This is a genomic window from Streptomyces sp. NPDC048637 (assembly GCF_040650675.1).
GTDB lineage: Bacteria > Actinomycetota > Actinomycetes > Streptomycetales > Streptomycetaceae > Streptomyces.
In genome coordinates, this window is record NZ_JBEZHQ010000030.1 from 49343 (window position 1) to 75814 (window position 26472).

A 26472-nucleotide genomic window follows, 5' to 3' on the forward strand; every position below is an offset into this window, starting at 1 on the left:
CCCCGGCTTTCCCCGGTCCGCAACGGCGGGCCCGGCCCGTCAGCCGAACATCCCGTCCAGCCAGACCGCCACCGCGTCCGCGATCACGGCCATCGACTCCGCCTCGCCGACACCCGCCTTCTTCGGCACCGCGAAGCCGTGGTCACCGTGTGCCACCTCGGTGATCTCCGTCCCCGGCGGGAACTCCTCCGGCCGGCCGAACGGATCCCGGCCGCCCTGGACGACCAGCGTCGGCACCCCGGCGCCGGTCAGCTCGTCCGCCCGGGACTTCTCCGGCCTGCCTGGCGGGTGCAGCGGGAAACTGAGCGCCAGTACGGCCTGGGCTCCCAGCTCCCGTGCGGTACGGCAGGCCACCCGGGCCCCGGCGCTCCGACCCCCGGCGACCACCGGCAGTCCCGGCTTCTCCAGCGCCGGCCACAGCGCGGTCCAGCCGGTGTCCAGGGTCTTCGGCGCGGGTGCCAGCTTCTTGCCCGCCACCCGCCACGGCTGCTCGACCAGCGCCACGGGGTAGCCGCGGGCCGGCAGCGCGGCCGCCAGGGCCCGCAGGTCACGCGCCTCGATGCCGCCGCCGGCGCCATGGCTCAGTGCCACCACGGCCCGCGCCGGCTTCGCCTCCCGGTACCAGGTGATCCGAGCGTCGCCCGCCGGTGTCACGACCGTCTCGGTCTCCATCGCCCCAGTGCTCATACGCCCATCCTGCCCGCGCCACGGCGGGAAGGTCACCGCGGCGGGCCGCGCGGCGGTCAGAACAGGGTGCCCACCTCGGGTCCGTCGAGCTCGGTGACCAGCTCGGGCCCGTTGTTGCGGACATTGCTGACCTCGGTGGGGACGGGGTGGGCGCGCATCAGCCCGGCCGGCGGCGGCGCCAGCAGCTCGCGCACCGCGTCCGGGTCGGTACGGGCCGGGTCGAGCCAGGCGTCCCAGCGGTCCGGGGTCAGCACCAGCGGCATCCGGGGATGGATGTCGGCCAGCGACTGCGGCCCGGCGTCGCCGGCCGCCCCGGCGAGCGGTGTGCTCTCGGCCTCGGTCGTGACCACGGTGCAGGTCACCCACCAGGCCAGCGGGTGATCTCCGGGCAGCGTACGGTCCCGCCAGAACTCGTACAGCCCGGCCATCGCCATCACGGAGCCGTCCGCCGGCCTCACGAAATACGGCTGCTTACGGGGCCGCTTCTTCTTGCCCTGCTCCTCCAGCTGCCGCTCCGCGGGGTCGGTGACCCACTCGAAATACCCGTCTCCGGGCAGCAGGCACCGACGGGTCGCGAAGGCCTGCCGGAAGGACGGCTTCTCGTGCACCGTCTCGGCCCGCGCATTGATCATCTTTGCCGCGGCCTCGGGTGATTTCGACCACGAGGGGACCAGGCCCCACTTCAGCGCCCGCAGCTGGCGCACCGGGCTGCCCGGCGGGAACGCCTCGGCCGCCGCGCCCTTGAGGGGGCGTTCGAGCACCACGTGCACCGGGTCCGTCGGGGCCACGTTCCAACTCGGCGCCAGGGTCTCCGTCGGCTCCCACTGCTGAACGCCGAAGAACCCCACCAGCTCCTCGGGGCGTCGACTCGCTGCATACCTACCGCACATGCATGCCACACTGCCATGCCACACGAAGGGGAGACATGGACACCGACCACCTCACGGACATATGGAGCCGCGTGTTCGGGACCCAGCCCGATCCCTCGCTCTGGCTGGTGATCGCCACGGCGGTGCTCGCGCTGGGCGCCGTCGTCCCGCACACCGCCTGGCGGCTGTCGCGCAACGCCGTCACCATCGCGCACGAGGGCGGGCACGGGCTGATCGCGCTGGTCACCGGCCGTCGCCTGGACGGCATCCGGCTGCACTCCGACACCTCGGGGCTGACCGTCTCGCGTGGCAAGCCGACCGGTCTGGGCATGGTGCTGACCGCCGCGGCCGGCTACATCGCGCCGTCCCTGCTCGGTCTGGCGGGCGCCGCGCTCCTCGCCGCGGGGCACATCACGGCGCTGCTGTGGGGCGCCACCGCGCTGCTCCTGGCGATGCTGGTCATGATCCGTAACGCCTATGGCGTGCTCACGGTCGTACTGACCGGCGCCGCGTTCGTGCTGGTCTCCTGGCTGACGACAGCGGAGGTGCAGGCGGCGTTCGCGTATGCGGTGGTGTGGTTCCTGCTGCTGGGCGGGGTGCGGCCGCCCTTCGAGCTCCAGGGGAAGCGGCGGCGGGGCGGGGCCGTGGACTCCGATCCGGACCAGCTGGCGCGGCTGACCAATGTCCCGGCGTTCGTCTGGCTCGGCCTCTTCCATGTGGTGACGCTGTGCTCCCTGGTAGGCGGCGGGCGCTGGCTGCTCGGCGTCTGACGTCAACCGCCCCGCGCCGACGGCCGGTTCCGGTGCCACCGCTGCCGGCGCTTCCACCGCGCATGCGGTTCCGGCACGTGAGCGCACTGTCCGTGCCGGCTTTCGGAGCGGTTGCGCCACTTTTGATCAAGATCGGCACTCTTGCCCAGCCATTAAAGTAAGGGCATGACCGAGAGCCCCACACATCCCGCCCTGTGGCCCGCCCCCCTTGCCTCCGGGGCCGTCGATGCAACCGTCACCGTGCCCGGCTCCAAATCGGTCACCAACCGCGGCCTGGTCCTGGCCGCCCTCTCCGCCGAGCCCGGCTGGCTGCGCCGGCCGCTGCGCTCCCGTGACACGCTCCTGATGGCCGAGGCGCTGCGCACCCTGGGCGTCGGCATCGAGGAGACCGCCTCCTCCAGCTCGGCCGGTGCCACGGACGCCGCCGGGCAGCCCGGTGGCGGCGAGGCCTGGCGGGTGATCCCGGCGGGTCTGCACGGCCCGGCCACCGTCGACGTCGGCAATGCCGGAACGGTCATGCGCTTCCTGCCGCCGGTCGCCGCGCTCGCCGACGGCCCGATCCGCTTCGACGGCGACCCGCGCTCCTACGAGCGTCCGCTCGGCGGTGTGATCGAAGCGCTGCGCGCCCTGGGCGCCCGGATCGACGACGACAACCGCGGCGCGCTGCCCATGACGGTCTTCGGCAGCGGCGGCCTGGACGGCGGCCGGGTCGAGATCGACGCGTCCTCGTCCTCCCAGTTCGTCAGCGCCCTCCTGCTGTCCGCGCCGCGCTTCAACCAGGGCGTCGAGGTCCGGCACGTGGGCGCGGCGCTGCCCTCCATGCCGCACATCCGGATGACCGTCGACATGCTGCGCAGCGTCGGCGCGCAGGTGGACACCCCGGAGGCGGGCGGCGAGCCGAACGTCTGGCGGGTCACCCCGGGCGCGCTGCTCGGCCGCGATCTGGTCGTCGAGCCGGACCTGTCGAACGCCCAGCCGTTCCTGGCCGCGGCGCTGGTCACCGGCGGCCGGGTCACCATCCCGGACTGGCCCGAGCACACCACGCAGCCCGGTGACGCACTGCGCGAGATCTTCACCACCATGGGCGGCTCCTGCGAGCTGACCGACCGGGGGCTGACCTTCACCGGCAGCGGCCGGATCCACGGCATCGACGTCGACCTGAGCGAGGTCGGTGAGCTGACCCCCGGCATCGCCGCGGTCGCCGCACTGGCCGACTCCCCCTCCACACTGCGCGGGGTGGCACACCTCCGGCTGCACGAGACCGACCGGCTGGCCGCGCTCACCAAGGAGCTCAACGAGCTCGGCGGCGATGTCACCGAGACCGCGGACGGGCTGCACATCCGGCCGCGCCCCCTGCACGGCGGGGTCTTCCACACCTACGAGGACCACCGGCTGGCCACCGCCGCGGCCATCGTCGGCCTGGCCGTCGACGGCGTACAGGTGGAGAACGTCGCCACCACCGCCAAGACGCTGCCCGACTTCCCCGCGATGTGGACGGACATGCTCGACCCGGCGGCCGTGCCGGCCCGGAGAGGCTGAGGGCTGACGCCGCCATGCGCCGCTACGGAAAGAACCCCGACGAGGACGACATCCGCGTCCGCCCCAACCCCAAGGGCAACCGCCCCCGCACCAACATCCGCCCCAAGCACGAGGACGCCGGCGAGGGGCTGGTCCTGACCGTCGACCGCGGCCGGCTGACCTGCCTCATCGAGGGCCGTACGGTCACCGCGATGAAGGCCCGTGAACTGGGCCGCAAGAGCGCGGTGGTCGGCGACCGGGTCGCCGTCGTGGGCGATCTGACCGGCGCAAAGGACACCCTCGCCCGGATCGTCCGGGTCGAACCGCGCTCCTCGACACTGCGCCGTACGGCCGACGACGACGACCCGTTCGAGCGGGTCGTGGTCGCCAACGCCGACCAGCTCGCGATCGTCACCGCGCTCGCCGACCCCGAGCCGCGCCCCCGGCTCATCGACCGCTGTCTGGTCGCCGCCTACGACGCGGGCCTCGACCCGCTGCTGGTGCTGACCAAGTCCGATCTGGCGTCCGCGGACACCCTGCTGGAGTCCTACGGCGCGCTCGGCGTCCCCTACCTCGTCACCAACCGCGACGAACTCGCCGACGGCAGCGCCGCCGAGCGGGTCCGGGCGGCGCTGACGGGCCGTATGACGGCGTTCGTCGGGCACTCCGGGGTGGGCAAGACCACCCTGGTCAACTCCCTCGTTCCGGAGCGCCGCCGGGCCATCGGCCATGTCAACGCGGTCACCGGCCGCGGCCGGCACACCACCACCTCCGCGCTGGCGCTGCCGCTGCCCGACGACTCGGGCTGGGTCATCGACACCCCCGGCGTACGGTCCTTCGGGCTGCATCACGTCGACCCGTCCCGGGTGATCCACGCCTTCCCGGACCTGGAGCCCGGCACCGCGGAGTGCCCGCGGGCCTGCAGCCACGACGAACCGGACTGCGCACTGGACCGGTGGGTCACCGACGGCCACGCCGATCCGGCCCGTCTCTACTCCCTGCGCCGCCTCCTGGCCACCCGTGAGCGACGCGAGGGCGACTGATCGCCGACGTTTGCCACCGCCCGTCCGAGGTAAATGCATAATCACACCGAGGTCGGCGCGGTGGTCCATCAGCCCCGGAGCGCCCGGACGGGGCCTTGGGGAGTGATTCTGACGCCCCGTCGTCGCTCACCTGGGACAGGCCCTAGCTGACGGAGGCAATGGGACATGGCGTGGCTGCTGGTCGTGGTGGCGGGGATCCTGGAGACCGGCTTCGCGGTCTGCCTCAAGCTTTCGCACGGCTTCACCCGTCTCTTCCCGACCATCGCGTTCGCGGCCTTCGCCCTCGGCAGTTTCGGTCTGCTGACGCTGGCGCTGCGCAAGCTCGATGTCGGCCCGGCGTATGCGGTGTGGACGGGCATCGGTGCGGCCGGTACGGCGATCTACGGCATGGTCTTCCTCGGCGATGTGGTCTCCACCCTGAAGATTGTCTCCATCACGATGGTCATCGTCGGGGTGGTCGGGCTGCAGTTGTCGGGGTCGGCGCACTGAGCCGGCGCCCCGCGAACCGGCCCCGCCGTCCGCCGGCGGGCGCACCGCCCGCGCGGCCGTGACGCCCCGTCAGCAGCGCTCCCCCGGCGGCACGTCGGCCGGCACCCGGGCGAAGGCGCCCCGTACGAGCCGGGACACCGCCTCCGTCTCCTGCTCACGGCGCGTCCGCCGTGCCGGCAGGCGTCCCGGCGGCGGCGCCGCGCCCGGCGTCACCGGGGCGACCACACAGGCCAGGGTCAGCCGCGCCGCGGTCTCGCAGGCGGCGCCCAGGGCGGGCAGCTGCTCCTCGGGCCAGTCGGGCTCCAGCGCCGCGACCGCCTGGTCGCAGAAGCGGCCGACGAGCTCGGCGGGCCCCGGCAGCGGCCCGTCACCCGGCGAGGCGGCCCGCTGCGCGGGGATGCCGGACCGGGCGGCCCGTAGCGGCACGGCGTCGGCGGCGGCCGGCGAGGGGGCCGGCAGCCGATCGTTCCAGCAGCCGGTCAGTGCGGCCCTGACCAGGGGGTTGGTGCGCGCGGTCCGCAGTGTCCAGGCGGCCGCGGCCACCACCCGGCCCGCCGCGTCGCCCCCGGTGCCGGCGGCCGGGGCGCCCTGGGACAGGGCGCGGGCGACCCCGGCGAGGTAGTTGTCGGTCTCCCGGCGGACGAGGGCACGGGCCAGCCCCTCCTTGCTGCCGAACTCGTTGTAGAGCGTCTGCCGGGACACCCCGGCCGCGGCCGCGACATCGACCATCCGCACGGCCGTCCAGGCCCGTTCCGTCAGCGCCGTGTAGGCGGCGTCCAGCAAGGATTCACGCGCTGCGGGCATCCGTCGCCTCCCCGGCCGCCGGCCCCGGGTAGCCGGTGTGCGCACAGAATTGACGGGCCGCCAGACCCTGTCAAGGGTCGTCGCAGCAGGTGCTCACCGGCGGCGCGCGGGCCGCCACACGCCGGGCGGCGCACGGCCGTGTGGATCCGGCGTATACCAATGGATACTGTTCGCACATGCCCGACTATCACGATGATCTTCGCCTCGGCCATGTTCTCGCGGACGCCGCGGACGCCGCCACCATGGAGCGCTTCAAGGCACTCGACCTCAAGGTCGAGACCAAACCGGATATGACACCGGTGAGTGAGGCGGACAAGGCCGCCGAAGAACTGATCCGCGGCCAGCTCCAGCGGGCCCGGCCACGGGACGCGGTGCTCGGCGAGGAGTTCGGCAGCGAGGGCGCGGGGCCGCGTCGCTGGGTCATCGACCCGATCGACGGCACGAAGAACTACGTCCGCGGGGTGCCGGTCTGGGCGACGCTGATCGCGCTGATGGAGCGCGGGGAGGGCGGTGACCGCCCGGTGGTCGGCATCGTCTCGGCACCGGCGCTCAACCGCCGCTGGTGGGCCGCCGACGGCCTGGGGGCCTTCACCGGCCGCAGTCTGACCTCCGCGACCCGGCTGCAGGTCTCCAAGGTCGGCCGCATCCAGGACGCCTCGTTCGCGTACTCGTCGCTGACCGGCTGGGAGGAGCGCGGCAAGCTGCCCAGCTTCCTCGATCTGAGCCGGGACTGCTGGCGCACCCGGGCCTATGGCGACTTCTGGCCGTACATGATGATCGCCGAGGGGTCGGTGGACATCTGCGCGGAGCCGGAGCTGTCGCTGTGGGACATGGCGGCCTGCGCGGTGGTCGTGAAGGAGGCCGGCGGGCACTTCTCCGGGCTGGACGGCAAGCCGGGCCCGCACAGCGGCAACGCGGCGGCCTCGAACGGTCTGCTGCACGAGGATCTGCTGGGTTACCTCGGCGACTCCCCGCACTGACCTGCGGCGGAGCGCCCGTTCGGACAACCGTCCAGCAGCTGCCCCTTGTTGCATCGGCACAGGCATGTGAACATGAGAATCCCCCACTTTGTGAACTTGTGAATCCCTTCGCAAGCACATTCACCAAGGAGGTGGCTCCACTCCATGCCCATGCACGTCAAAGACGCCATGAGCACGGTGGTCCTCACCATCGGGCCCGCTCACACCCTCCGCCAGGCGGCGCAGCTGATGGCAGCCCGCCGTATCGGCGCGGCCGTGGTCCTCGACAACGACAACAGCGGCATCGGCATCCTCACCGAGCGCGACATCCTCAATTCCCTCGGCGCGGGCGAGAACCCCGACCGGGAGACCGCCCAGACCCACACCACCTCGGACGTGGTCTTCGCCGCGCCGGACTGGACCCTGGACGATGCCGCGGACGCCATGGTGCGCGGCGGCTTCCGCCATCTGATCGTGCTCAACGACCAGGAACCGGTCGGTGTGGTGTCCGTACGCGACATCATCCGCTGCTGGTCGGCCGCCACGGAGCGGGCCCGCGCGGTACCCGCCTGAGCCGCGAACGGCTCCGGGCGCGCACGGCCCGGAGCCGCCCGCACGAAGAGGCCGGAGCCCCATGGCATCCGGCCTCTTCGCTTTGTACGGCAAGCGGCAGTTGAGCAACCCCCACGGCGCGCACCCACCTCCGCGAGAGCGGCGGCGGCTCAGCCGCAAAGGGGGCGCCCGCTCAGCCGCGCAGGGCCTGGACCGCGGCTTCCAGCCGCTTGCCGTAGTCCGTGTCCGCCTTGCGGAAGTTCTCGATCGCCCGCTGGGCGATGTCATCGCGGGAAACCTGGGAGATGAAGCCCGCCAGGTTGTTGATCAGGCGCTCCTTCTCGTCCTCCGCCATCAGCCGGTAGAGGTTTCCGGCCTGTACGAAGTCGTCGTCCTCGGCGTGCGAGGGCGCCACATGCTCGCCGGTGGGGCCGGTCACGGCGGCCGGCTGCCACAGGGGCCGGCCGGTTTCGACCGGGCCGCCGAAGCTGTTGGGCTCGTAGTTCTTCTGCCCGGCGTGACGGCCGTCGTAGAGCACACCGTCCCGGCTGTGGGTACGCGCCTCGGTGGCGTGCGGGCGGTTCACCGGCAGGTGGTCGGCGTTGATGCCGACGCGGTAGCGGTGCGCGTCGCCGTAGGCGAAGAGACGGCCCTGGAGCATCTTGTCGGGGGACGGGCCGATACCCGGCACGAAGTGGTGCGGGGAGAAGATCGACTGCTCGACCTCGGCGAAGATGTTCTGCGGGTTGCGGTTGAGCTCCAGCTTGCCGATCTCGATCGGCGGGTAGTCCTCGTGCGGCCAGACCTTGGTCAGGTCGAAGGGGTTGAAGCGGTAGTTCGCCGCGTCGGCCGCGGGCATGATCTGCACCTGGACGGTCCAGCTCGGGAAGTCCCCGCGCTCGATGGACTCCCGCAGGTCGCGCTGGTGGCTGTCCGCGTCCTCACCGGCGAGCTTGTTGGCCTCGTCCTGGGTGAGGTTCTTGATGCCCTGGTCGGTCTTGAAGTGGTACTTGACCCAGAAGACCTCGCCGGCCTCGTTGTTCCACTGGAAGGTGTGCGAGCCGTAGCCGTTCATGTGGCGCAGCGTCGCGGGGATGCCGCGGTCGCCGAACAGCCAGGTGACCTGGTGAGTGGACTCGGGCGACAGACCCCAGAAGTCCCAGACGTTGTCCGCCTCCTGCGAGCCGGTGTACGGGTCGCGCTTCTGGGTGTGGATGAAGTCCGGGAACTTGATGGCGTCCTTGATGAAGAACACCGGGGTGTTGTTGCCGACGAGGTCGTAGTTGCCCTCTTCGGTGTAGAACTTCAGCGCGAAGCCGCGCGGGTCACGCACCGCGTCGGCCGAACCGAGGTTGCCCGCGACGGTGGAGAAGCGCAGGAACGTCTCGGTCTGCTTGCCGATCTCGGAGAGGAAGTTGGCGCGGGTGTACTTGGTCACATCCGCGGTCACCGTGAAGGTGCCGTACGCACCGGCGCCACGGGCGTGCACGATGCGCTCCGGGATGCGCTCACGGTTGAAGTGCGCAAGCTTCTCGATCAGGAGCTGGTCCTGAATGAGGCCGGGTCCGCCGACGCCCGCCGTCTCGCTGTTCTGGTTGTCCCCGACCGGAGCCCCGGACTCCGTGGTCAGCGGTCCAGTGGTGCTCTCTACCGACACGTGCGCCTCCTGAAAGTCTTCTACACCTGCCCTTGGCTTGCGCCGGTCACGATCCTACATTGGACAATGTCTAAGTCAAGAAGGGAGCGAAACTCGTACACAATCCGGTGATGGACTACCACTGCTACCCTGGGTCTATCTGACTGATAGGTGAATGGCATGAGTGACCTGCTTGAACGGCTCCGGGGACGCGGCTGGCGGCTGACCGCACAGCGACGCGTCGTCGCCGAGGTCCTCGACGGGGACCACGTCCACTACACCGCCGACGAGGTGCACGCACGGGCATCCGACCGGCTCCCCGAGATCTCCCGCGCGACGGTCTACAACACCCTGGGTGAGCTGGTGTCGCTCGGCGAGGTGATCGAGGTGAGCACCGACGGCCGGGCCAAGCGCTACGACCCGAACGCCCACCACGACCACCAGCACCTCGTCTGCTCGCAGTGCGGCACGATCCGCGACGTCCACGTCCAGGGCGACCCGCTCTCCGCACTGCCCGAGCCGGAGCGCTACGGCTTCCAGGTCTCCGAGGTCACCGTGACCTACCGGGGCATCTGCCCCACCTGCAGCGCCCCGTCCTGACGCCGGGGGAAGCCGGCCCCCGTCCGGGCCGCTCCCGCACCGGATCACGCCGTACGCCCTGCCGAGCCCGCGTCCACCCGGTCGCGGGCTCCTTCGCGTACCCGGCCCGCCCGACGCACGGACCCTCACCACCGCACCACCACACCTGTACACACCGCACACCCATGCCCGCACGACCCTTGCCCAAATCTGACGCACCGTCATATCGTCGGCGCGCCGCGCTTTCCGGCCACCGGGCCCCACCGGACCCGGGCCCCGCACCACGGCGGCACCCTGTCCGCACTCCGCAAGGAGCACCCCGTGGGAGAGCCGCTCCCTTCCTCCGCAGTGCACCGCCCACCCGACGACCCGCCCACGCCACCGGCCCTGCGCGCCCGCGCCCTGGCCCGCTCGTTCGGCCGCGGCCGCAGGGCACTGGCCGCTCTCGGTCCCGTCGATGCCGAGATCGCGCCGGGCGAATGTGTCTGTGTCGTCGGCCCGTCCGGCTGCGGGAAGTCGACCCTGCTGCGCATCGCCGCCGGGCTACTGCGCCCCACGGAGGGCGAGCTGGAACTCCGGGTGAGCGCCGGCCGCCCGGCCGCGATGATCTTCCAGGACTACGGCATCTACGACTGGAAGACCGTGCTGAGCAACGTCCGCTTCGGCCTCGACCTCCAGCGCGTGCCCCGTAAGGAGGCCGACGAACGGGCCCGCTCCTGGCTGGCCCGGATGGGACTCGCCGACTTCGCCGGCGCCTACCCGGCCACGCTCTCCGGCGGTATGCGCCAGCGCGTCGCCCTCGCCCGCGCACTCGCCGTGGAGCCCGAGATCCTGCTGATGGACGAGCCGTTCGCGGCCCTCGACGCCCAGCTGCGCACCGTCCTCCAGGACGAACTGCTCGACCTCACCCAGACCACCCGCACCACCACCCTCTTCATCACCCACAGCCTCGAAGAGGCCCTGGTACTCGGCGACCGGGTCCTGGTGATGTCCGCACGCCCCGGCCGGATCATCGCCGAACGCCGCCCGCCGTTCGGCCGCCCCCGCACCGGCGACGTCCGCGCCACCCCCGAATTCACCGCCCTGAAGGCCGAGTTGTGGCAGCTGCTGCGCGACGAGGTCGACCGCCGGGCCGACGGGACCGGCCCGGCACACCGGACCACCAAGGGGGCCGTCCCCGCATGACCACCCTCCCCCGGCCCGGCCGCGAGGACGACCGGCCCACCGCGGCCGGCCGGCTCCTCGTCCGCCGCCCCGGCCCCCGGGAACTGCGCCCCGAGCGCACCCACCGCCGCCGCCGCACCCTGGAGCTCTCGCTCGCCGTCGCCGTTCCGCTGCTGCTCGTCCTGCTGTGGCAACTGGCCGCCGACCGGGCCTGGCTCGACGACCGCATCTACCCCGCACCGTCGACGATCCTGGCCGACGGCTGGGACCGCGCCCTGGCCGGCGAGCTGTGGCCGGACGTGTGGGCCACGCTCCGGCGCGTATGGGCGGGCTATGCCGTCGGGACCGTCACCGGCCATCTCCTGGGCCTGCTGATGGGCTCACTGTCCCTCGTACGGGCCGCCCTCGAACCCCTCCTGGACGCCCTGTACGTGGTCCCCAAGCTGGCCCTGCTGCCGGTCTTCCTCAACATGTTCGGGCTCGGCGAGGGACCGCAGGTCGCCCTCGTCGCCACCACCGTCTTCTTCTTCGTCTGGATCTCGACCATGGCGGCGGTGCTGGCCATCCCGTCCGGCCACCGCGACGCCGGCCAGGTCTTCGGCGCGGGCCCCTGGCAGATGTTCCGGCACGTCCTGCTGCCCGCCTCCCTGCCCGCCGTTCTCGTGGGCGCCCGGATCGCCGCGGGCGTGGCCGTCCTGGTCATCGTCGCCTCGGAACAGATCGCCGCCACCGACGGCCTCGGGCATCTGATCTTCGACTCCCGCGCCCTGTTCCAGAACGACGTGATGTTCGTCGGCATCGTCTGTGTGGCCGTCCTCGGCGTGCTCTTCTCCGAGCTGGTGCGGCTGGCCGGGCGCTTCCTCACCCCGTGGGCACCCCGCGACCGCGGCCGGCCCCGGAGCTGATCCCCGCACCGCCCGTCCGCCCGTCCGTCCGTCCCGTACGGAGGTCCCATGCGCATCCGCACCACCACTGCCGCGCTGATCGCCGCACTCGCCCTCGGCGCGGGCTGCGCCGCCCCCGAGGCCGGCCCCTCCGCCGCGAGGCCCCGCACCATCAAGCCCGTGGCGGGCTGCGGCACAGCCGCCTGGACCGACCCCGCCGACCTCGCACCGGACCGCGCACCGGCCCGCTGCGACAAGGGCGCCCCGGCCCCGCGCCCCCTCGCGAAACGCCGCACGCTCACGGTCGCCACCGGCACACTCAGCGCCGAGTACGTGGCCCCGCTGCGGCTGGCCCTCGCCAGGGGCGAGTTCGAGAAGGAGGGCCTGGACGTCCGGCTGAAGGTCCTGCCCACCCCGGAGGCGCTGCCACTGCTGGCCAAGGGCGAACTGGACGCCCTGTGGGCGGCCCCCGAGGCCGCCGTCGTCAACGGCGTCAACGGCGGCTTCGACATCCGCTGGGTGGCCGGCAACTTCTCCCCCGGCCCGAAGTCCAGGAGCGGCCTGTGGGTGCGCCTGAAGAGCGGGGAGAGCGCCTCTTCGGCCTCCCTCGAGGGAACGAAGCTGGGCACCATGATCGGGAAAGGCTCCGTGATCATGTACCCGATGAGCAGAACCTTCGCCGGTCACGGCGCCCGCCTGGACTCCGTCGCCTTCCAGCAGCTCGGCTCCTCCGACGTACTGACCGCCCTGACCGGCGGCGGAGTGGACTCCGCCTGGCTGCTCGACCCGGTCTGGCGGCGGGTCGACGGCGACAAGAGGTACGCCTTCCTCGGCGGCCAGCCCCGGGGCGAACCGCTCGGCGGCGCCCTGTACGGCCCGCATCTGCTCCAGCAGGACCCGGACGCCGGCGTCGCCTTCCTGCGCGCCTACCTCCGCACGGTCAACACGTACTTCGCCGGCGACTACAAGGCCGACAAGGCCTTCGCCGCCGAACTCGCGAAGCTGCTGGACGTCGACGGGAAGGTCCTGACCTCGGTGCCCTCGCTCCGGATGGACTGGGAGATCAGAAAGGGCACCGTGGACCGGCTCCAGAAGGCCTACCGGGACGCCGGGGTCACCAGAGGGGCACCACTGCCGGAGGACCGGCTCGTCGACCGCAGCCTGTACGCGGAGGCGGTCGGCCACCGGCTCCGGAGATGAACACGACGAAGGCCCGGATTCTCGGAGAATCCGGGCCTTCGTCCTTCAGTAGCGGGGACAGGATTTGAACCTGCGACCTCTGGGTTATGAGCCCAGCGAGCTACCGAGCTGCTCCACCCCGCGCCGTTGTGTCCATACTTTAACCCCGGCCCGACGACCAGCGCAAATTCCTTCCGCGGGGCCCGGGACCCGCCCTGTGGGCCCGGCCCCGGGCTTCCGGACGCCCTGCCGCCCGCTACGCGCTGAGCTCCTCCTGGAGCGCCGTACGCAACCGCGCCGCACGCTCCGCCACCTCCGGCGGCCCCAGCTCCACGGCGCGCGCACACCAGCTCTGCGCCTCCGCGAGCGCACCGCGCCGGGCGGCGAGCAGCGCCAGCCGGAGGGACGCCCGGCCGTGCCCGGCCTCGGCGGCGCGCTGCCACCACAGAGCGGCCTCCGGGAGGCTGCCCTCACGGGCCAGCAGCAGCCCGAGGTTGAAGGCGCCGTTACGGCTGCCGGCCTCGGCCGCCGCGCGGTACCACTCGGCCGCCTCGACGGCCTCCCCGCGAGCCGCCGCGAACATGCCAACCCGGACCTGGGCGCGACGGTGGCCCTGGCGCGCGGCGCGCTCGTACCACTGCATGCTCTCGTCGTCCGCCGTACGCTCACTGTCCGCGAGCCCCTCGCCCGCGGCCGTCGCCTTGCGGTCGAGGAGGTCCGCGAGCCGGAAGGCCGCCTCGGCGCTGCCACCACCGGCCGCGCAGCGCAGATTCCGCTCCGCGTCCTGCAGCTCACCGTCCCGCAGCTGCACGATGGCGACCTGCAGCGCCGCCTCGGTGTGCCCGGCCGCGGCGGCCCGCTCGTACCAGGTGTGCGCCGTACGCTCCGCGCCCCGCCCGGCGAAGAGAATGCCGAGGTTGAACGCGGCGTCCACACTGCCCGCCTCGGCCGCCTTGGAGAACCACGGCTCGGCCCCCGAGGCGTCGCCGCGCTGCAGCAGCAGGATGGCCAGCGCGTTGGCGGCCTCGCGGTGCCCGGCGTAGGCGGCCCGGCGGTACCACTGCTCGCCGCGCCCCTCCCGGCCCTGCTCGGCGCACAGCAGCCCGATGTTGTAGGCGCCGTTGACGTCCCCGGCGTCCAGCGCGGCGCGGTACCAGCGCTCGGCGGTCTGCAGCTCACCACGGTCGGCGTGCAGCGCACCGAGCGCATTGGCAGCGTTGCCATCGCCGTCCTGGGCGGCGCGCCGCCACCATTCGGCGGCGCTCTCCTCGTCCCCCGCGTCACGCAGCAGGAAGCCCAGCGCACAGGCGGCGCGCGCCTCTCCGTCCTTGGCGGCGGACAGGTACCAGCGCCCCGCCTCCTGGACGTCACCGCGCTCCTCCAAAAGCCCGCCCAGCTGCAGCGCGGCCCGCCGGTGGCCCCGCGCGGCAGCCTGGCGGTACCACTGCTCGGCCTCCTCCTGCTGGTTCAGCTCCCCGTACGCGGGGACCCCGCGGTGGTCCGCGTCGCGCCCGTCCTCGATCAGCCGGGCCAGGCGGTACGCGGCCTCCCGGTGGCCACGCTCGGCGGCCGTACGGAACCAGCGCTCGGCGCCGATGTCCCCGCGGTGCTCCAGGAGGTCGGCAAGGGCGTAGGCGCCCAGGCAGTGGCCCGACTCGGCGGACTGGCGCAGCCAGTACTCGGCGGCCGGTTCGTCGCCGCGCTCGCGGTAGTGGCGCCCGAGGGCGTGCGCGGCGGCGGCGGAACCGGCCACGGCGGCGATGCGCCACCAGCCGGCCGCCTCGTCCCCGTAGCCCCGCTGGTGGAGCAGCACGCCCAGGTTGTTGGCCGCGGCGCGGTCACCGGCGGCGGCCGCGGAACGCAGATGCGGCTCGGCGCCGTCGAGGTCACCGCGGCGCAGCAGCATCGCGCCGAGCGCGCTCATCGCGGCGGTGTCGCCCGCCTCGGCGGCCCGGCGGTGGCCGGACTCGGTCACGGCATCGGACGCCTCGGCGGCCTCTGCGGCCTCCATCGCGTCCATCTGCAGGTCGGATTCGCGCCCGTCGTCGGGCGCATGCACAAACCGGTCCGTCTCCAACAACCTTGCCTTGTCCCCCATAAGACCCATCGTCGCATCACCTGTAACCCGCGTACACCTGGTATACCGCAGCCAGTGAGGTCACTTCAGCGGTTTGTCGACTTCCCGACACGACGACTTCTCAAACTCAAGCACACAGCTCCCCCACATGGGCCGTACGACCCGGCCTTGCCCCATAACGACCTGAACACATGACGAAGGCCCGGATCCTTGAGGATCCGGGCCTTCGTCTTTCCGTAGCGGGGACAGGATTTGAACCTGCGACCTCTGGGTTATGAGCCCAGCGAGCTACCGAGCTGCTCCACCCCGCGTCGTTGTGTCCACAAGGTATCACGGCAGCGGACGGCCCCCGTACCGACGCGGCTCTGGGGCCGCCGGTTCGCACCGGCGGCCCCAGAGCCAGGAGATACGGCGGGCCGGCTCAGCTGCCCGGCTTGCCCTTCTCGGACGCCTTCGCCGCCCGGTCCAGCGCCGCCTTCAGCTTCTTCTGGGCCTCGCCGTAACCGGCCCAGTCGCCCGAGGCGCGCGCCCTCTCGCCCTCCTCGTAGGCCTCCTGCGCGTCGGCGAGGGCCTGCTGCGCCGTCTGGCCGGACGGTGGCTGACCGGTGTCGCCGCCGCCCGGCGGCTCCTCCGTGCCCGTACTGGGCGCCTTCTTGCCGAAGACCACATCCAGCGCGTCCTTGAGGGAGTCCTCCAGGACGGGCTTGTTGTCGCCGTAGCTGACCAACACCTTCTTCAGGAGCGGGTAGTTGGTGTTGGCGCCGCGCAGATACACCGGTTCGACATAGAGCAGTCCGCCGTCCAGTGGCACGGTCAGCAGATTGCCGTACTCGATCTCCGAGTCGCCGAACTTCTTGAGGATGTTCAGCTCATTGGCGATGACCGGATCGGAGTTGAACTTCGACTGCACCAGCTGTGGGCCGGGCACCGGTGTCTCCGACGGCAGCTTCAGCAATCTGATCTTGCCGTAGTCGCGGCTGGTCGCATTGGCGTCGACAGCCATGAACGCACCGAGGTTGTCGCGCTTGTTGGGCGTGAAGGTCGTCGTCAGCGAGAACGCACGGTTCTTCTGGTCCGGCATCTTCATGCTCAGGTAGTACGGCGGTACGGCGTTGCCCGACTTGGTCGTCGGGTCGTTCGGGATCTGCCAGCGCTCGGAGCCGGTGTAGAAGGTGCCGGGATCCGTGACGTGGTACGTGGTCAGCAGCTGGCGCTGCACCTTGAAGAGGTCCTGCGGGTAGCGCAGATGCTCCTTGAGCGCCGGGCTTATGGCGCTCTTCTTCTCGACCGTGTCGGGGAACGCCTTCATCCAGGTCTTGAGGACCGGGTCCTTCTCGTCCCACTGGTAGAGCTTGACCGAGCCGTCGTAGGCATCCACCGTCGCCTTGACGGAGTTACGGATGTAGTTGACCTGGTTCTGCTGGGCCACCACCGCCCGCTGGCCGTCGGTGAGCGAATCGGCCGTGCTGTCCCCGAGCGTGGTGCGCGAGGCGTACGGATAGCCGTTGCTGGTGGTGTAGGCGTCCACGATCCACTTGATCCGGCCGTCTATGACCGCCGGATAGGCGTCGCCGTCGATGGTCAGCCAGGGGGCGACGGATTCGACGCGCTCCTTGGGCGTGCGGTTGTACAGGATCCGCGAGCCGTCGCCGATCGCGCCCGAGTAGAGGATCTGCGGCTCCCCGAACGCCACCGCGTACGCGGCGCGGTTGATCGGGTTCCCGAGGTTGACTCCGCTCTTGCCCTGGTAGCTGTAGCTCTTCTCGCCGCTGTCGTCGGAGTAGTCCAGTTCCTTCTGGGGACCCCCGACGATGGAGTACTGCGAGGTCTTCTCGCCGTAGTAGACCCGCTGCTGGTACTTGCCGAGCTGCCCCTTGGCCGGCAGATCCGACTCCGTGTACTTCGGACCGCCGCCGTCGGCAGCCTCCGTCCCCTTGGCGGCGACCGCGCCGTAGCCGTGGGTGTACTTGAAGTGGTCGTTGATCCAGTTGCGCTCGGGGATACCGGCGATGTTCAGCTCACGCAGACCGATGACGGTGTCCTGTTCGGCGCCGTCCTTGTCCTTGTAGCGGTCGACGTCCAGGGTGGAGGGGAACTGGTAGTACCCCCGCACCTGCTGCTGTTGCTGGAAGGCCGGCGAGACCACGTTCGGGTCGAGCAGCCGCATGCTGGCCGTGGTGTCGGCGTCATCGCGCAGCCGCTGGCTGTCCGCCTTGCCGGTGGGCTGGTAATCGCCCTTGTAGGGCGTGACCTCGGAGTCCTGGATGTCGTACGCATCCCGGGTCGCCTTGATGTTCTGCTTGATGTACGGCGCTTCCTTGGCCTGCTCGTTCGGCTGGACCTGGAACTTCTGCACGATCGCCGGGTACAGCCCGCCGATGAGGACCGCCGAGAGCACCATCAGGCCGAAGCCGATCACCGGCAGCTGCCAGGTCCGCCGCCAGAGGGTGGCGAAGAACAGCACCGCGCAGATCGCCGCGATGAAGAACAGGATGGTCTTCGCCGGGAGATAGGCGTTGGCGTCGACATACCGCAGGCCCGTCCAGTTGTCGGCCGACTTCAGGCCGCTGGACTTGACCGCGAGGCCGTACCGGTCGAGCCAGTACGCGATCGCCTTGAGCGAGACGAAGATGCCCAGCAGCACCGACAGATGGCCGGTCGCCGCCGCCGTCGCCCGCGAACCGGGGCTGGTCAGCCGCAGCCCGCCGTAGAGGTAGTGCGTCAGCGCCGCGGCGACCAGACACAGCACCGCGCAGGCGAAGCCGAAGCTCAGCAGGAAGCGGTACCAGGGCAGATCGAAGGCGTAGAACGCGACGTCCATCCCGAACTGCGGGTCCTTCGTGCCGAAGGGGACGCCGTTGACCCACTGCAGCCAGGTGCGCCACTCGCCCGAGGCGGAGGCACCGGCGATCAGCCCGATCACCGCGGTGATCGCGATCAGCGCCCACTTCTTGAACGGCGCGATGCTCATCCGGTAGCGGTCCAGGCTCTGCTGCTCCATGGACATCGCGCTCAGCGGCGGCCGCAGTCGGTGCGCCAGCCAGATGTTGACGCCGACGGCCACGGCCATCACCACGCCGAAGGCGAAGAACAGACCGATCTTGGTCAACAGGGTGGTCGTGAAGACCGAGGAGTACTTGACCGAGCGGTACCAGAGCCAATCCGTCCAAAACCCTGCAAACATCACGAAGAGCATGGCCAAAACGGCCAGCACACCCAATGTCATGAGCAGGGTCCGGATCCGCCGCGATGGTCGGCCGACTCTGATCCGTGGCCCTGTCGGGCCTCCGCCGCGGTCCGGCATCTGGAAAGCCAAGGTGCGCACCTCGAAGTTCGCTGTCGTGTGGAGCAGGCCCGGCGATAGTAGGACCCACCGATGCAACTTACGAAGGCTTTACTCAGTTCCCGCTTTCCGGGGTACACAAGGCACGATGTTGAGCATGACCAACCTCCCCGTTGACGGCACCCCCCTCGCCGCCGACCCCCTGACCCGCGCGGTACTCGAGATCGACGAGTACAGCGCCGGGCTCGGCTGGGATCAGCCGGCCCGACTGTTCGCCCTCGTCGACACCGCCAAGCTGCGCGCGCAGGAGCCCTCGCTCGCCGCCCAGCTCGGCATCGACGACTCCACCACCACGTCCCTGACCCCCGTGGAACAGGACGAGATCCCGGCGGGCGTCCCGCTGGATGAGTTCCTGGCCACCATCGCCTGGCCCGATGCCGTCACCGGCTGTGCGCTGACCGTCGAGCGGCTAATGCTGCCGCCGTCGGCCGAGGACTCCGAGCCCGCGGGCATGGACGAGGCGCAGCTCGCCAAGTGGGTCGCCAAGCACCCGGACCGCCAGGAGGTCCGGATGACGGTGGCCGTGCTGCGGGACGGATCCCGTGAGTCGGCACTGCGGCTGCGTGAGAAGGACTCCACGTCCGAGGTCCTCACCGGCTCGGCCCTGGTACCGGGCCTCGCGGAGGCACTGGCCGCGACGTTCGAGGCCTGATCGCGGCCGCCGGGGCTCCCCCGGGACGGGCGGTTCGCGTCCGGCTCCCGGGGTCCTGGGGCGGGTCCGTCCTAGGGGTGTCTCCCTAGGACCGGCCTGTCGGGCTGCAGCTCGGCAGGCCGGCGGTGTCGCCCTTGCGGATCTTCTCCAGCGCCTTGACGGCGTCGCCTATGGTCCCGACCTTGACCAGGGTCAGCCCCTGCGGGGTGTCCTTGGCCGCCGCGGCGCAGTTCTCCTTGGGCGTCAGAAAGAACTCCGCGCCCTTGTCGCGCGCACCGACGGTCTTCATCGAGATGCCACCGATGGGGCCGACCTTGCCCGTGTCGTCGATGGTGCCCGTACCGGCCACGAATTTGCCGCCCGTCATGTCCCCGGGCGTGAGCTTGTCGACGATGCCGAGCGCGAACATCAGCCCGGCGCTCGGGCCACCGACATCGGCCAGCTTGACGTCGATGGGGAACGGGAAGATGTGGTCCACCCCGGCCTGAATGCCCACGATGGCGCGGCCGTCGTCCGCCTTCTGCGTGGCGATGGTGATCTGCTTCGCGCCGGTCCCGGGCTTCTTGCCCTGCTTCTCCGCCGCGGCAGCTTCCTTGGCGGGGATGATCGTGAAGGCGACCTTCTCGCCCGGCTTGTGCCGGGTGACGAGCTTGGCGACGTCGCCGGTCTGCTTGACCGCCGTGCCGTCCACGGCCTTGATCACATCGCCCGCGTGCAGCTTCCCGTCGGCCGGCTTGTCCTTGACCACGGAGCCGACGACGGTCTGGGCGGCGACCGGGAGGTGCAGCTGCTTGAGGGCGGCGGCCTTGGCGCTCTCCTGGGACTGGCTGAACTCCTCGGCGTTCTCCTGGTCGGCCTGCTCGGCCGTCTGCCCCTCGGGATAGAGCGTCTTGTGCGGCACCACGGCGTTGTCGTGGTCGAGCCAGCCGTACACCGCCTCGAAGAGGTTCATGGTGTAGTCGGGGCCGGTGACCCGGACGGTGGTCATGTTGAGGTGACCGGTCGTCGGATACGTATTGCGCCGGGAGATCTGCAGCACCGGCTCACCGTCGTGATCACCAAGAGTGTTGACCGTCGGCCCCGGAGACATCTCGGAGTACGGCACGGGGATCAGCACCCCTGCGCAGAGCAGCGCGATCAACATCAGGATCGAGGCGAGCAGCGTCGCGGTGCGGCGTGGCATGGAACGACAGTACGGGACGGGTATGACAACCGGCCCGCGGGGCCGTCCGTACGAGGCCGGGCACCGGCCCGCAGACAATCGCCACCCCAAAGGGTGGCGATTGCTTCCGCATACGAACGGCGAATGTCAGACCGGGTCCGAGGCGGGATCGGAAACGGAATGCTCTTTTTCCATGGCATCCCGGAACCGGGCATAGCCCGCGAGCTCTGCCACGTCCCCGGCCTTGCGATTCCGTAGGGCCCAGCTGCTCCACACCGCGGCAACCAGCCCGGCGCCAACCGGAATCAGCAACCAGAGGAGCGCACCCATCAGCGACCTCCCAACCCCTTGTATGACCGCGATCGACGAATAAGCAGATTAACCATCTGCGGGGTCAACGCTTATGCCAGGGGGCGGGTTACGCAACCGGAAAACAAGGCACCGGTTCGGCCTCCCGTTCGCAGGCCACCGCCGCCCGCCCCGTCTGCTCTGTCGCCTGCCCGGAGAACACGTGGATACGCACCTGAAAACGGGCTGCGCGGCGACCCTCCCACCGGTCGCCGCCAGAAGACGGCGCTACGCACCGACCCTCCCGCCCGTCGCCCGACCTCCGCCCCCAGAAGACGGCGCTACGCGCCGACCCATTCTTCTGTCCCGTCGGAAAACGTCTGATGCTTCCAGATCGGCACTTCGTGCTTGAGGTCGTCGATCAGCTTGCGGCAGGCCTCGAACGCCTCGCCCCGGTGCGGGCAGGACACCGCGACGACCACGGCCAGATCACCGATGCGCAGATCGCCCACCCGGTGGACGGCGGCCAGCGCACGGACGGGGAAGTCGGCAATGACCTTCTCGGCGATCCGGCGCATCTCCGCCTCGGCCGTCGGGTGCGCGGAGTAGCCCAGGCCCTCGACGTCGGCGCCGTTGTCGTGCGAGCGGACCGTGCCGACGAACAGGGCCGTGCCGCCGGCCGCCGCGTCACCCACGGCCGCGAACACCTCGTCCACGGACAGCGGGGTATCGCGGATCTCCAGGAGCCGGATCGGGTCCGCCGCGGCCCGCTCACCGGGGTGGTCGCGGCCGGGGGACGAAGGGGAGGGCATGCCAGACATACCCCCATCGTGCCGTACCGGGGGCGCCGCGGGAATGGCCGTTTCCGCCGGTCGTCCGGGCCGCCGTATGGAGACTCCTCCAGCCCGGCGGCCCCGGTACGGCTCAGATACGGCGGCGGGCCTTACGGGCACGCCGCACCAGTGCGGCGGTGCCCAGGAGGGCGACGGTGGCCCCGGCGGCACCCGCGGCGGTGGCGTCCTTGCGGCCGAGCCTGCGGCCGGCGACGGTGTGCCGTCCGGCGACCTCCTCCAGCAGCTCGGCGAGCACCTCCTCGTTCGTCCAGCAGGGCCGCCAGCCCGCATCGTGCAGCCGGCTGCCGCTCACCACCCACGGGTGCATCGTGTACGCGAGGTCCCCGGCGGGCGACGGCGTCAGGCCGATCCGGTGCAGCCGGGCCGCGGCGCCCAGAGCGACCGAGGACGGCAGCTCCATGCGCCGGATGCCGGACAGCTCCTCGACCTCCTCCTGCTCCAGCCAGCCGTCGCAGCCCACCGCCAGTTCGCCGTCGACCTTCTCCAGCGCGGCGTACTCCAGGGCGCTGACCAGGTCCTCGACGTGGCAGAACTGCCAGGCGGGGCGGGATCCGGCGACGACCAGGAGTCGGGGCGACTCGAAGTAGCGGGTCAGCGCGGTGTCGGTGCCGCCCACCAGGACGGCGGGGCGCAGCACGGTGACGTTCAGGCCGGGGTGGGCACGGGGCGCGCGGTGCGCCAGGTGCTCGATCTCCAGCAGGTCGCCGACACCGGTGGCATCCGCGGTGGCGCGCAGTTCGGCGTCCTCGGCCAGTGGCACGTCGTTGTCGGGCAGTGCCCCGTAGACCATGGCGGAGGTGCACAGCACCACCCGGTGGACACCGGCGGCCGCGGCGGCGGTGAGCACGGTCTGGGTGCCGCGCACGTTGTAGGCGGTGCGCGCCGCGTCGTCGGTCTCCAGGTCGAGGTCGAGCGCCAGGTGGACGACGACGTCCGCACCGCGCAGCTTGTCGGCGATGGCGGGGTCCCGGACGTCGAGGACGTGCCAGTGTGCCTCGGCGACGTCGCCGCGCCGCTCGTCGATGGCCACCACCTCCTTGACCTCGTCGGATGCGACCAGGGCGCGGGTGAGCAGCGCCCCGACTCCGGACGCGGCTCCGGTGACGGCGATGACGGGCCGGCGCAGGGGCCGGTCCGTGGTGCCGCCTGCGGTATTGCCTGCCTTCTCGGTCTGGGCCGCAGCGTTTCGCGCTGCGCGAACGGTCGGATCTGGGGAACTCACCGGGCGTCTCCAGCGGTTGTCTTCAGTGCGAACGTGTGGTCATGCGTACGCACCAGGTGGCGTCCATCCTGCCGCAGCCACCGGGTCAGCGAAGCACCGAGCCCCGAAGCGGTCCGGGTGTCTACGCTGGAGGTGATGTCGGGCAGCCGCCGTCGGCCACCTGGTCGGCGGCCCTACGAGCCGAGGAAACCCGTGAGTGACACCCCATTTGGATTCGGCCTTCCGCCGGAGGAGCCGGAGGACGGCGACAACGGCAAGAAGAAGGGCGGCCAGGGAGGTAGCCAGGGCCCCGCGGACCCGTTCGGGTTCGGCGGCGGGAGCGGCGGCGCGGACAATCCGTTCGCGGCGCTCTTCGGCGGCATGGGCGGCCCCGGTGGCGAAATGAACCCTGGAGACCTGGGAGCCGCCTTCCAGAAGCTCGGCCAGATGCTCTCCTACGAGGGCGGCCCGGTGAACTGGGACATGGCCAAGGACATCGCGCGGCAGACCGTCGCGCAGGGCGCCGAGGACGGCAGCAAGGACGCGAGCCTGTCGCCGGGTGAGCGCAGTGCGGTCGAGGAGGCCGTGCGGCTGGCGGATCTGTGGCTGGACGGTGTGACGTCGCTGCCGTCGGGTTCCGGCTCGGTGGTGGCCTGGAGCCGCGCCGAGTGGGTCGAGGAGACCCTCCCGGTGTGGAAGGACCTGGTCAATCCGCTCGCCGAGCGCGTCGGGGCGGCCATGGGCGATGTGCTGCCCGGGGAGATGCAGGCCATGGCGGGCCCGCTGCTCGGGATGATGCGCTCCATGGGCGGCGCGATGTTCGGCACCCAGATCGGGCAGGCGCTGGGCGTACTGGCCGGCGAGGTCGTCGGTTCGACGGACATCGGACTGCCGCTCGGCCCGGCCGGCAAGGCCGCGCTGCTGCCGGGGAACATCGCGACGTTCGGCGAAGGCCTGGGCGTCCCGGAGGAGGAAGTGCGGCTGTATCTGGCCCTGCGCGAGGCCGCCCACCAGCGGCTCTTCGCACATGTGCCGTGGCTGCGCTCGCATCTGTTCGGTGCCGTCGAGGGCTATGCGCGCGGCATCAAGGTCGACACGACCAAGCTGGAGGACGTGGTCGGCCAGATCGATCCGCAGCACCCCGAGGAGCTGCAGAACGCCCTTCAGCAGGGCATGTTCCAGCCCGAGGACACCCCGGAGCAGAAGGCGGCGCTGGCCCGTCTGGAGACCGCGCTGGCGCTCGTCGAGGGCTGGGTGGACGCGGTGGTGCACGCCGCCGCCAAGCCGCATCTGCCGTCGTCGGACAAGCTCCGTGAGACGCTGCGGCGGCGCCGGGCGAGCGGCGGCCCCGCCGAGCAGACGTTCTCGACGCTGATCGGTCTGCAGCTGCGTCCGCGCCGGCTGCGGGACGCCTCGCGGCTGTGGGCGTCGCTGACGGACGCGCGGGGCCTGGAGGGCCGCGACGGTCTGTGGGAGCACCCGGACATGCTGCCGACGGCGGCCGATCTGGACGATCCGGACGGGTTTGTGCACCACGAGCAGCCGGACTTCTCCGAGCTCGACAAGATGCTCGGCGAGGCCGCGAGCGGCGGCAAGCCGGATCTGGACAAGCCCGCCCGGGAGAGCGACGGCCCGGACGAGACCCCCGGCGAGAGCAAGGGCGACGGCGACAGGTGAGTCTGCACGAGGACGCGGCGCGGGTGCTCAAGGAGTGGCCCGCGCCGTCACCCGAACAGGATCAGCTGCGGCTGACGTATCTGGATCACCTCGCCGCCCATCAGGACGGCATGTGGAAGCCCTGCAAGGACGGGCATCTCACGGCCAGCGCGCTGGTGATCGATCCGGCCGGCGGGCGGGTGCTGCTCACCCTGCACCGCAAGCTGGAGATGTGGCTGCAGATGGGCGGCCACTGCGAGCCGGAGGACGCCTCGCTGGCCGATGCGGCGCTGCGCGAGGCGCGCGAGGAGTCAGGGATCGCGCAGGGGCTGACGCTGCTGCCCGGCGGCCCGGTGCGGCTGGATCGTCATCACACGCCCTGCGCCGTGCATTTGGACGTGCAGTACGCGGCGCTGGCGCCCGCGGGCGCGGTGGCGGAGATCAGCGACGAGTCGCTGGACCTGCGGTGGTTCGCGTACGACGAGGTGCCCGGCGTCGCCGATGTGTCGGTGGTGCGCCTGGTGGAGCGCGCCCGCGCACTGCTCTAGACGGCAGCGGCCACGCCTTCCGGCGCCCGTCCCTTCCCGGGGCGGGCGCCGGAGGTGCGTCAGCGGTCGTCAGCGGTCGGCCGGCGGGCTCAGTTGGTGAAGATGTTGCCCTGGTTCTGTCCCCGGGCGCCCTGCTGGCCCATGCCGAACTGGGCGGCCGTACCGGAGCCGATGACGGCGTTCTGCGGCGGCAGCAGCTCGCTGGGCTGGACCAGTGCGTAGCCCTGGCCGAGGAAGCTGAGTTCCCAGCCCTCGCCGGTGTTGCCGCGCCGGCGGAACACTCCCGAGGAGTGCGTCTGCGCCTGCATCTGTACGCGCAGCGAAGCGGACCAGGCGACCACCGCGTCGGCGTCAGCGTTGACGTACTTGTCGGGCGTGACCTGCAGCATCAGCGGCTCACCGGAGGTCATCAGGGCGACCTTGCCCCGTCCGGAGATGTTGAGCTGGTACTTGCCGGTGCCGGAGATGCCGTACTGGCTGTCCACGGAGACGACCTCCTGGTGGAGGCCGGAGTCCAGCGCCAGGACATAGCTGCTGTCGACGGTCAGGCCGTCGTGGTCGACGTCGACGACATGGACGTACTGGGCGAGGTTGGCCAGATAGACCGTGCCCTGCCCGGAGACGCGCATCAGGTCGAGGCCCTCACCGGAGTGCGCGCGGGTGCGGTGCTGGCCCGGCGTCTGGTAGTTGGCGTCGAATTCGAGCAGCCCCTGGTAGGCGACCATCGCGCCCTTACGGGCGAGGATGTCCTCGTGCCCCTGGAGGGCGACGCGCAGCAGCTGGCTGTTCTGCAGGGCGTAGCGGTCCTGGGTCTGTGCCTCGGTGAAGGCGAAAAGCGGACTCTGCATGGCGTGTTCGGTCCTCCCCCTCAGCCCCGGGCCCGGAGCCGGTCGGTGCTGTCCTCGCTGGGCTGGACGACGACGAACCCCTCGCCGGAGAAGCCCAGTTGGTATGCCTCGCCACTGCCGCGGCCGATCATCGAGGACGCCTTGAAGCTGCGCTTGCCCTTCATCTTCAGGTTGGTCGACCAGGCGACCAGGGCGTCCGGGTCCACATAGGTCTCGTCCTCGCCGCGGCCGCAGTCGACGACGATGGGCGTGCCCCGGGAGGTCAGGGCGACCCAGCCGGTGCCCGAGATCTGGACGTTGAAGAGTCCCTGACCGGCGAACTTCGCCATGCCCTTGACGCGCTGCACGCCCCACTGGAGGTGGGCGTCGAGGGCGAGGAGGTTGGTGCCGTTGACGGAGAGGGAGTCGCCGTTGAGGTTGATGCAGACGACGTCGGCGCCGTAGTCGGCGAGGTAGAGCAGACCGTCGCCGGAGCACTTCATCAGGGGCGCGCCTTCGCCGGTGAGCCACTGGGAGGCCATCTGGCGGACGGCGGGTGGGTTCGGCTCGTACTGGACGAAGCCTTCGTAGGCGACCATCGAGCCGGTGCGTGCGAAGACGTCCTGGCCGCTCTGCATGGCGATCTTCACCATGGCGCTGCCGTGGTTCTCCATACGGGCGGCGGGCGGGGTCGGGACGTAGCCCGACAGCTGCTGCTGGTTCATGACGTG

Annotated in this window: 25 protein-coding genes and 2 tRNA genes; 13 read left to right on the forward strand and 14 right to left on the reverse strand. The window is 71.2% G+C overall.

All coding sequences use genetic code 11. The features are described 5' to 3' along the window. Window positions 1–39 precede the first annotated feature (39 nt). Window positions 40–687, reverse strand: a complete 648-nt coding sequence (locus tag AB0C46_RS29780; protein ID WP_362831580.1) for an alpha/beta family hydrolase — start codon at window positions 685–687, stop codon at window positions 40–42. Window positions 688–743: 56 nt separating this feature from the next. Beyond that, complete coding sequence (locus tag AB0C46_RS29785; protein ID WP_362831581.1) at window positions 744–1577, reverse strand: SOS response-associated peptidase; 834 nt, start codon at window positions 1575–1577, stop codon at window positions 744–746. Between the two features lie 35 nt (window positions 1578–1612). Here AB0C46_RS29785 and AB0C46_RS29790 point away from each other — a divergent pair, with 35 nt between their 5' ends. The 4 genes from AB0C46_RS29790 to AB0C46_RS29805 all read left to right on the forward strand — a co-directional run bounded on the left by AB0C46_RS29790 (window position 1613) and on the right by AB0C46_RS29805 (window position 5376). Then, window positions 1613–2326 (forward strand): M50 family metallopeptidase, encoded by a 714-nt coding sequence (locus AB0C46_RS29790; RefSeq protein WP_362831583.1) that lies wholly within the window; start codon window positions 1613–1615, stop codon window positions 2324–2326. A gap of 165 nt (window positions 2327–2491) precedes the next feature. Further along, on the forward strand, window positions 2492–3865 hold the full coding sequence (gene aroA / locus AB0C46_RS29795) for a 3-phosphoshikimate 1-carboxyvinyltransferase (protein ID WP_362831584.1): 1374 nt from the start codon (window positions 2492–2494) through the stop codon (window positions 3863–3865). Window positions 3866–3879: 14 nt separating this feature from the next. Beyond that, window positions 3880–4887, forward strand: a complete 1008-nt coding sequence (gene rsgA / locus AB0C46_RS29800; protein WP_362831585.1) for a ribosome small subunit-dependent GTPase A — start codon at window positions 3880–3882, stop codon at window positions 4885–4887. 165 nt (window positions 4888–5052) lie between these two features. Further along, the gene (locus tag AB0C46_RS29805; protein ID WP_030081785.1) at window positions 5053–5376 is read left to right on the forward strand and encodes a multidrug efflux SMR transporter; all 324 of its coding nucleotides are present in this window, start codon (window positions 5053–5055) and stop codon (window positions 5374–5376) included. 69 nt (window positions 5377–5445) lie between these two features. Here AB0C46_RS29805 and AB0C46_RS29810 read toward each other — a convergent pair whose 3' ends face one another. Further along, a complete protein-coding gene (locus AB0C46_RS29810) occupies window positions 5446–6180 on the reverse strand; it encodes a helix-turn-helix domain-containing protein (protein WP_362831586.1) in 735 nt (244 codons plus the stop codon). A gap of 176 nt (window positions 6181–6356) precedes the next feature. Between AB0C46_RS29810 and hisN the strand changes: the two genes are divergently transcribed. Beyond that, complete coding sequence (hisN, locus tag AB0C46_RS29815; protein WP_362831587.1) at window positions 6357–7160, forward strand: histidinol-phosphatase; 804 nt, start codon at window positions 6357–6359, stop codon at window positions 7158–7160. 150 nt (window positions 7161–7310) lie between these two features. Then, window positions 7311–7712 carry a CBS domain-containing protein gene (locus tag AB0C46_RS29820; RefSeq protein WP_362831634.1) on the forward strand — a complete coding sequence of 134 codons (402 nt, stop codon included), beginning with the start codon at window positions 7311–7313 and terminating at the stop codon, window positions 7710–7712. Window positions 7713–7884: 172 nt separating this feature from the next. Here AB0C46_RS29820 and AB0C46_RS29825 read toward each other — a convergent pair whose 3' ends face one another. Further along, a complete protein-coding gene (locus AB0C46_RS29825) occupies window positions 7885–9348 on the reverse strand; it encodes a catalase (protein WP_362831588.1) in 1464 nt (487 codons plus the stop codon). Between the two features lie 159 nt (window positions 9349–9507). On the opposite strand from AB0C46_RS29825, the gene AB0C46_RS29830 reads away from it, so the two are divergent. The 4 genes from AB0C46_RS29830 (at window position 9508) to AB0C46_RS29845 (ending at window position 13154) form a co-directional block, all read left to right on the forward strand. Continuing rightward, on the forward strand, window positions 9508–9927 hold the full coding sequence (locus AB0C46_RS29830; RefSeq protein ID WP_362831589.1) for a Fur family transcriptional regulator: 420 nt from the start codon (window positions 9508–9510) through the stop codon (window positions 9925–9927). Window positions 9928–10254: 327 nt separating this feature from the next. Continuing rightward, complete coding sequence (locus AB0C46_RS29835; RefSeq protein WP_362831636.1) at window positions 10255–11091, forward strand: ABC transporter ATP-binding protein; 837 nt, start codon at window positions 10255–10257, stop codon at window positions 11089–11091. Beyond that, window positions 11088–11975, forward strand: coding sequence for an ABC transporter permease (locus AB0C46_RS29840; protein ID WP_362831591.1), 888 nt, complete (start codon window positions 11088–11090; stop codon window positions 11973–11975). The genes AB0C46_RS29835 and AB0C46_RS29840 overlap by 4 nt, the downstream gene beginning before the upstream one ends. Before the next feature lie 48 nt (window positions 11976–12023). Further along, a complete protein-coding gene (locus AB0C46_RS29845; protein WP_362831592.1) occupies window positions 12024–13154 on the forward strand; it encodes an ABC transporter substrate-binding protein in 1131 nt (376 codons plus the stop codon). Between the two features lie 49 nt (window positions 13155–13203). Here AB0C46_RS29845 and AB0C46_RS29850 read toward each other — a convergent pair. The 4 genes from AB0C46_RS29850 to AB0C46_RS29865 all read right to left on the reverse strand — a co-directional run bounded on the left by AB0C46_RS29850 (window position 13204) and on the right by AB0C46_RS29865 (window position 18436). Then, window positions 13204–13277 (reverse strand) — tRNA-Met (locus AB0C46_RS29850). A 112-nt stretch (window positions 13278–13389) separates the two neighbouring features. After that, complete coding sequence (locus AB0C46_RS29855; RefSeq protein WP_362831593.1) at window positions 13390–15240, reverse strand: tetratricopeptide repeat protein; 1851 nt, start codon at window positions 15238–15240, stop codon at window positions 13390–13392. 207 nt (window positions 15241–15447) lie between these two features. Further along, window positions 15448–15521, reverse strand: a tRNA-Met gene (locus tag AB0C46_RS29860). A 110-nt stretch (window positions 15522–15631) separates the two neighbouring features. Further along, the gene (locus AB0C46_RS29865) at window positions 15632–18436 is read right to left on the reverse strand and encodes a UPF0182 family protein (protein ID WP_362831594.1); all 2805 of its coding nucleotides are present in this window, start codon (window positions 18434–18436) and stop codon (window positions 15632–15634) included. A 214-nt stretch (window positions 18437–18650) separates the two neighbouring features. Here AB0C46_RS29865 and AB0C46_RS29870 point away from each other — a divergent pair, with 214 nt between their 5' ends. After that, window positions 18651–19205, forward strand: a complete 555-nt coding sequence (locus AB0C46_RS29870; RefSeq protein ID WP_362831595.1) for a PPA1309 family protein — start codon at window positions 18651–18653, stop codon at window positions 19203–19205. Between the two features lie 85 nt (window positions 19206–19290). Here AB0C46_RS29870 and AB0C46_RS29875 read toward each other — a convergent pair whose 3' ends face one another. The 4 genes from AB0C46_RS29875 to AB0C46_RS29890 all read right to left on the reverse strand — a co-directional run bounded on the left by AB0C46_RS29875 (window position 19291) and on the right by AB0C46_RS29890 (window position 22731). Next, a complete protein-coding gene (locus AB0C46_RS29875) occupies window positions 19291–20388 on the reverse strand; it encodes a PDZ domain-containing protein (protein ID WP_362831596.1) in 1098 nt (365 codons plus the stop codon). Window positions 20389–20514: 126 nt separating this feature from the next. Further along, window positions 20515–20697, reverse strand: a complete 183-nt coding sequence (locus tag AB0C46_RS29880; RefSeq protein ID WP_262042593.1) for a hypothetical protein — start codon at window positions 20695–20697, stop codon at window positions 20515–20517. Window positions 20698–20996: 299 nt separating this feature from the next. Continuing rightward, on the reverse strand, window positions 20997–21476 hold the full coding sequence (locus AB0C46_RS29885; RefSeq protein WP_362831597.1) for a molybdenum cofactor biosynthesis protein MoaE: 480 nt from the start codon (window positions 21474–21476) through the stop codon (window positions 20997–20999). A 103-nt stretch (window positions 21477–21579) separates the two neighbouring features. Then, window positions 21580–22731, reverse strand: a complete 1152-nt coding sequence (locus AB0C46_RS29890; protein ID WP_362831598.1) for an SDR family oxidoreductase — start codon at window positions 22729–22731, stop codon at window positions 21580–21582. A gap of 192 nt (window positions 22732–22923) precedes the next feature. Between AB0C46_RS29890 and AB0C46_RS29895 the strand changes: the two genes are divergently transcribed. Then, window positions 22924–24387: a zinc-dependent metalloprotease gene (locus AB0C46_RS29895; RefSeq protein ID WP_362831600.1), complete on the forward strand. Its 1464-nt coding sequence runs from the start codon at window positions 22924–22926 to the stop codon at window positions 24385–24387. Then, on the forward strand, window positions 24384–24914 hold the full coding sequence (locus AB0C46_RS29900) for an NUDIX hydrolase (RefSeq protein WP_362831601.1): 531 nt from the start codon (window positions 24384–24386) through the stop codon (window positions 24912–24914). Before AB0C46_RS29895 ends, AB0C46_RS29900 begins: the two co-directional genes overlap by 4 nt. 89 nt (window positions 24915–25003) lie before the next feature. On the opposite strand, the gene AB0C46_RS29905 is transcribed toward AB0C46_RS29900, so the two are convergent. Then, window positions 25004–25762, reverse strand: coding sequence for an AIM24 family protein (locus AB0C46_RS29905; protein WP_362831602.1), 759 nt, complete (start codon window positions 25760–25762; stop codon window positions 25004–25006). Window positions 25763–25782: 20 nt separating this feature from the next. Then, a complete protein-coding gene (locus tag AB0C46_RS29910) occupies window positions 25783–26466 on the reverse strand; it encodes an AIM24 family protein (protein ID WP_362831603.1) in 684 nt (227 codons plus the stop codon). Between the last annotated feature and the right edge of the window lie 6 nt (window positions 26467–26472).

What these genes read in the sequence shown, in the direction of transcription:
- AB0C46_RS29780 (WP_362831580.1), bottom strand. Translation starts at nt 687, where the DNA reads ATGAGCACTGGGGCGATGGAGACCGAGACGGTCGTGACACCGGCGGGC.
- AB0C46_RS29785 (WP_362831581.1), bottom strand. Translation starts at nt 1,577, where the DNA reads ATGTGCGGTAGGTATGCAGCGAGTCGACGCCCCGAGGAGCTGGTGGGG.
- AB0C46_RS29790 (WP_362831583.1), top strand. Translation starts at nt 1,613, where the DNA reads ATGGACACCGACCACCTCACGGACATATGGAGCCGCGTGTTCGGGACC.
- aroA (WP_362831584.1), top strand. Translation starts at nt 2,492, where the DNA reads ATGACCGAGAGCCCCACACATCCCGCCCTGTGGCCCGCCCCCCTTGCC.
- rsgA (WP_362831585.1), top strand. Translation starts at nt 3,880, where the DNA reads ATGCGCCGCTACGGAAAGAACCCCGACGAGGACGACATCCGCGTCCGC.
- AB0C46_RS29805 (WP_030081785.1), top strand. Translation starts at nt 5,053, where the DNA reads ATGGCGTGGCTGCTGGTCGTGGTGGCGGGGATCCTGGAGACCGGCTTC.
- AB0C46_RS29810 (WP_362831586.1), bottom strand. Translation starts at nt 6,180, where the DNA reads ATGCCCGCAGCGCGTGAATCCTTGCTGGACGCCGCCTACACGGCGCTG.
- hisN (WP_362831587.1), top strand. Translation starts at nt 6,357, where the DNA reads ATGCCCGACTATCACGATGATCTTCGCCTCGGCCATGTTCTCGCGGAC.
- AB0C46_RS29820 (WP_362831634.1), top strand. Translation starts at nt 7,311, where the DNA reads ATGCACGTCAAAGACGCCATGAGCACGGTGGTCCTCACCATCGGGCCC.
- AB0C46_RS29830 (WP_362831589.1), top strand. Translation starts at nt 9,508, where the DNA reads ATGAGTGACCTGCTTGAACGGCTCCGGGGACGCGGCTGGCGGCTGACC.
- AB0C46_RS29840 (WP_362831591.1), top strand. Translation starts at nt 11,088, where the DNA reads ATGACCACCCTCCCCCGGCCCGGCCGCGAGGACGACCGGCCCACCGCG.
- AB0C46_RS29845 (WP_362831592.1), top strand. Translation starts at nt 12,024, where the DNA reads ATGCGCATCCGCACCACCACTGCCGCGCTGATCGCCGCACTCGCCCTC.
- AB0C46_RS29855 (WP_362831593.1), bottom strand. Translation starts at nt 15,240, where the DNA reads ATGGGTCTTATGGGGGACAAGGCAAGGTTGTTGGAGACGGACCGGTTT.
- AB0C46_RS29865 (WP_362831594.1), bottom strand. Translation starts at nt 18,436, where the DNA reads ATGACATTGGGTGTGCTGGCCGTTTTGGCCATGCTCTTCGTGATGTTT.
- AB0C46_RS29870 (WP_362831595.1), top strand. Translation starts at nt 18,651, where the DNA reads ATGACCAACCTCCCCGTTGACGGCACCCCCCTCGCCGCCGACCCCCTG.
- AB0C46_RS29875 (WP_362831596.1), bottom strand. Translation starts at nt 20,388, where the DNA reads ATGCCACGCCGCACCGCGACGCTGCTCGCCTCGATCCTGATGTTGATC.
- AB0C46_RS29880 (WP_262042593.1), bottom strand. Translation starts at nt 20,697, where the DNA reads ATGGGTGCGCTCCTCTGGTTGCTGATTCCGGTTGGCGCCGGGCTGGTT.
- AB0C46_RS29885 (WP_362831597.1), bottom strand. Translation starts at nt 21,476, where the DNA reads ATGTCTGGCATGCCCTCCCCTTCGTCCCCCGGCCGCGACCACCCCGGT.
- AB0C46_RS29905 (WP_362831602.1), bottom strand. Translation starts at nt 25,762, where the DNA reads ATGCAGAGTCCGCTTTTCGCCTTCACCGAGGCACAGACCCAGGACCGC.
- AB0C46_RS29910 (WP_362831603.1), bottom strand. Translation starts at nt 26,466, where the DNA reads ATGAACCAGCAGCAGCTGTCGGGCTACGTCCCGACCCCGCCCGCCGCC.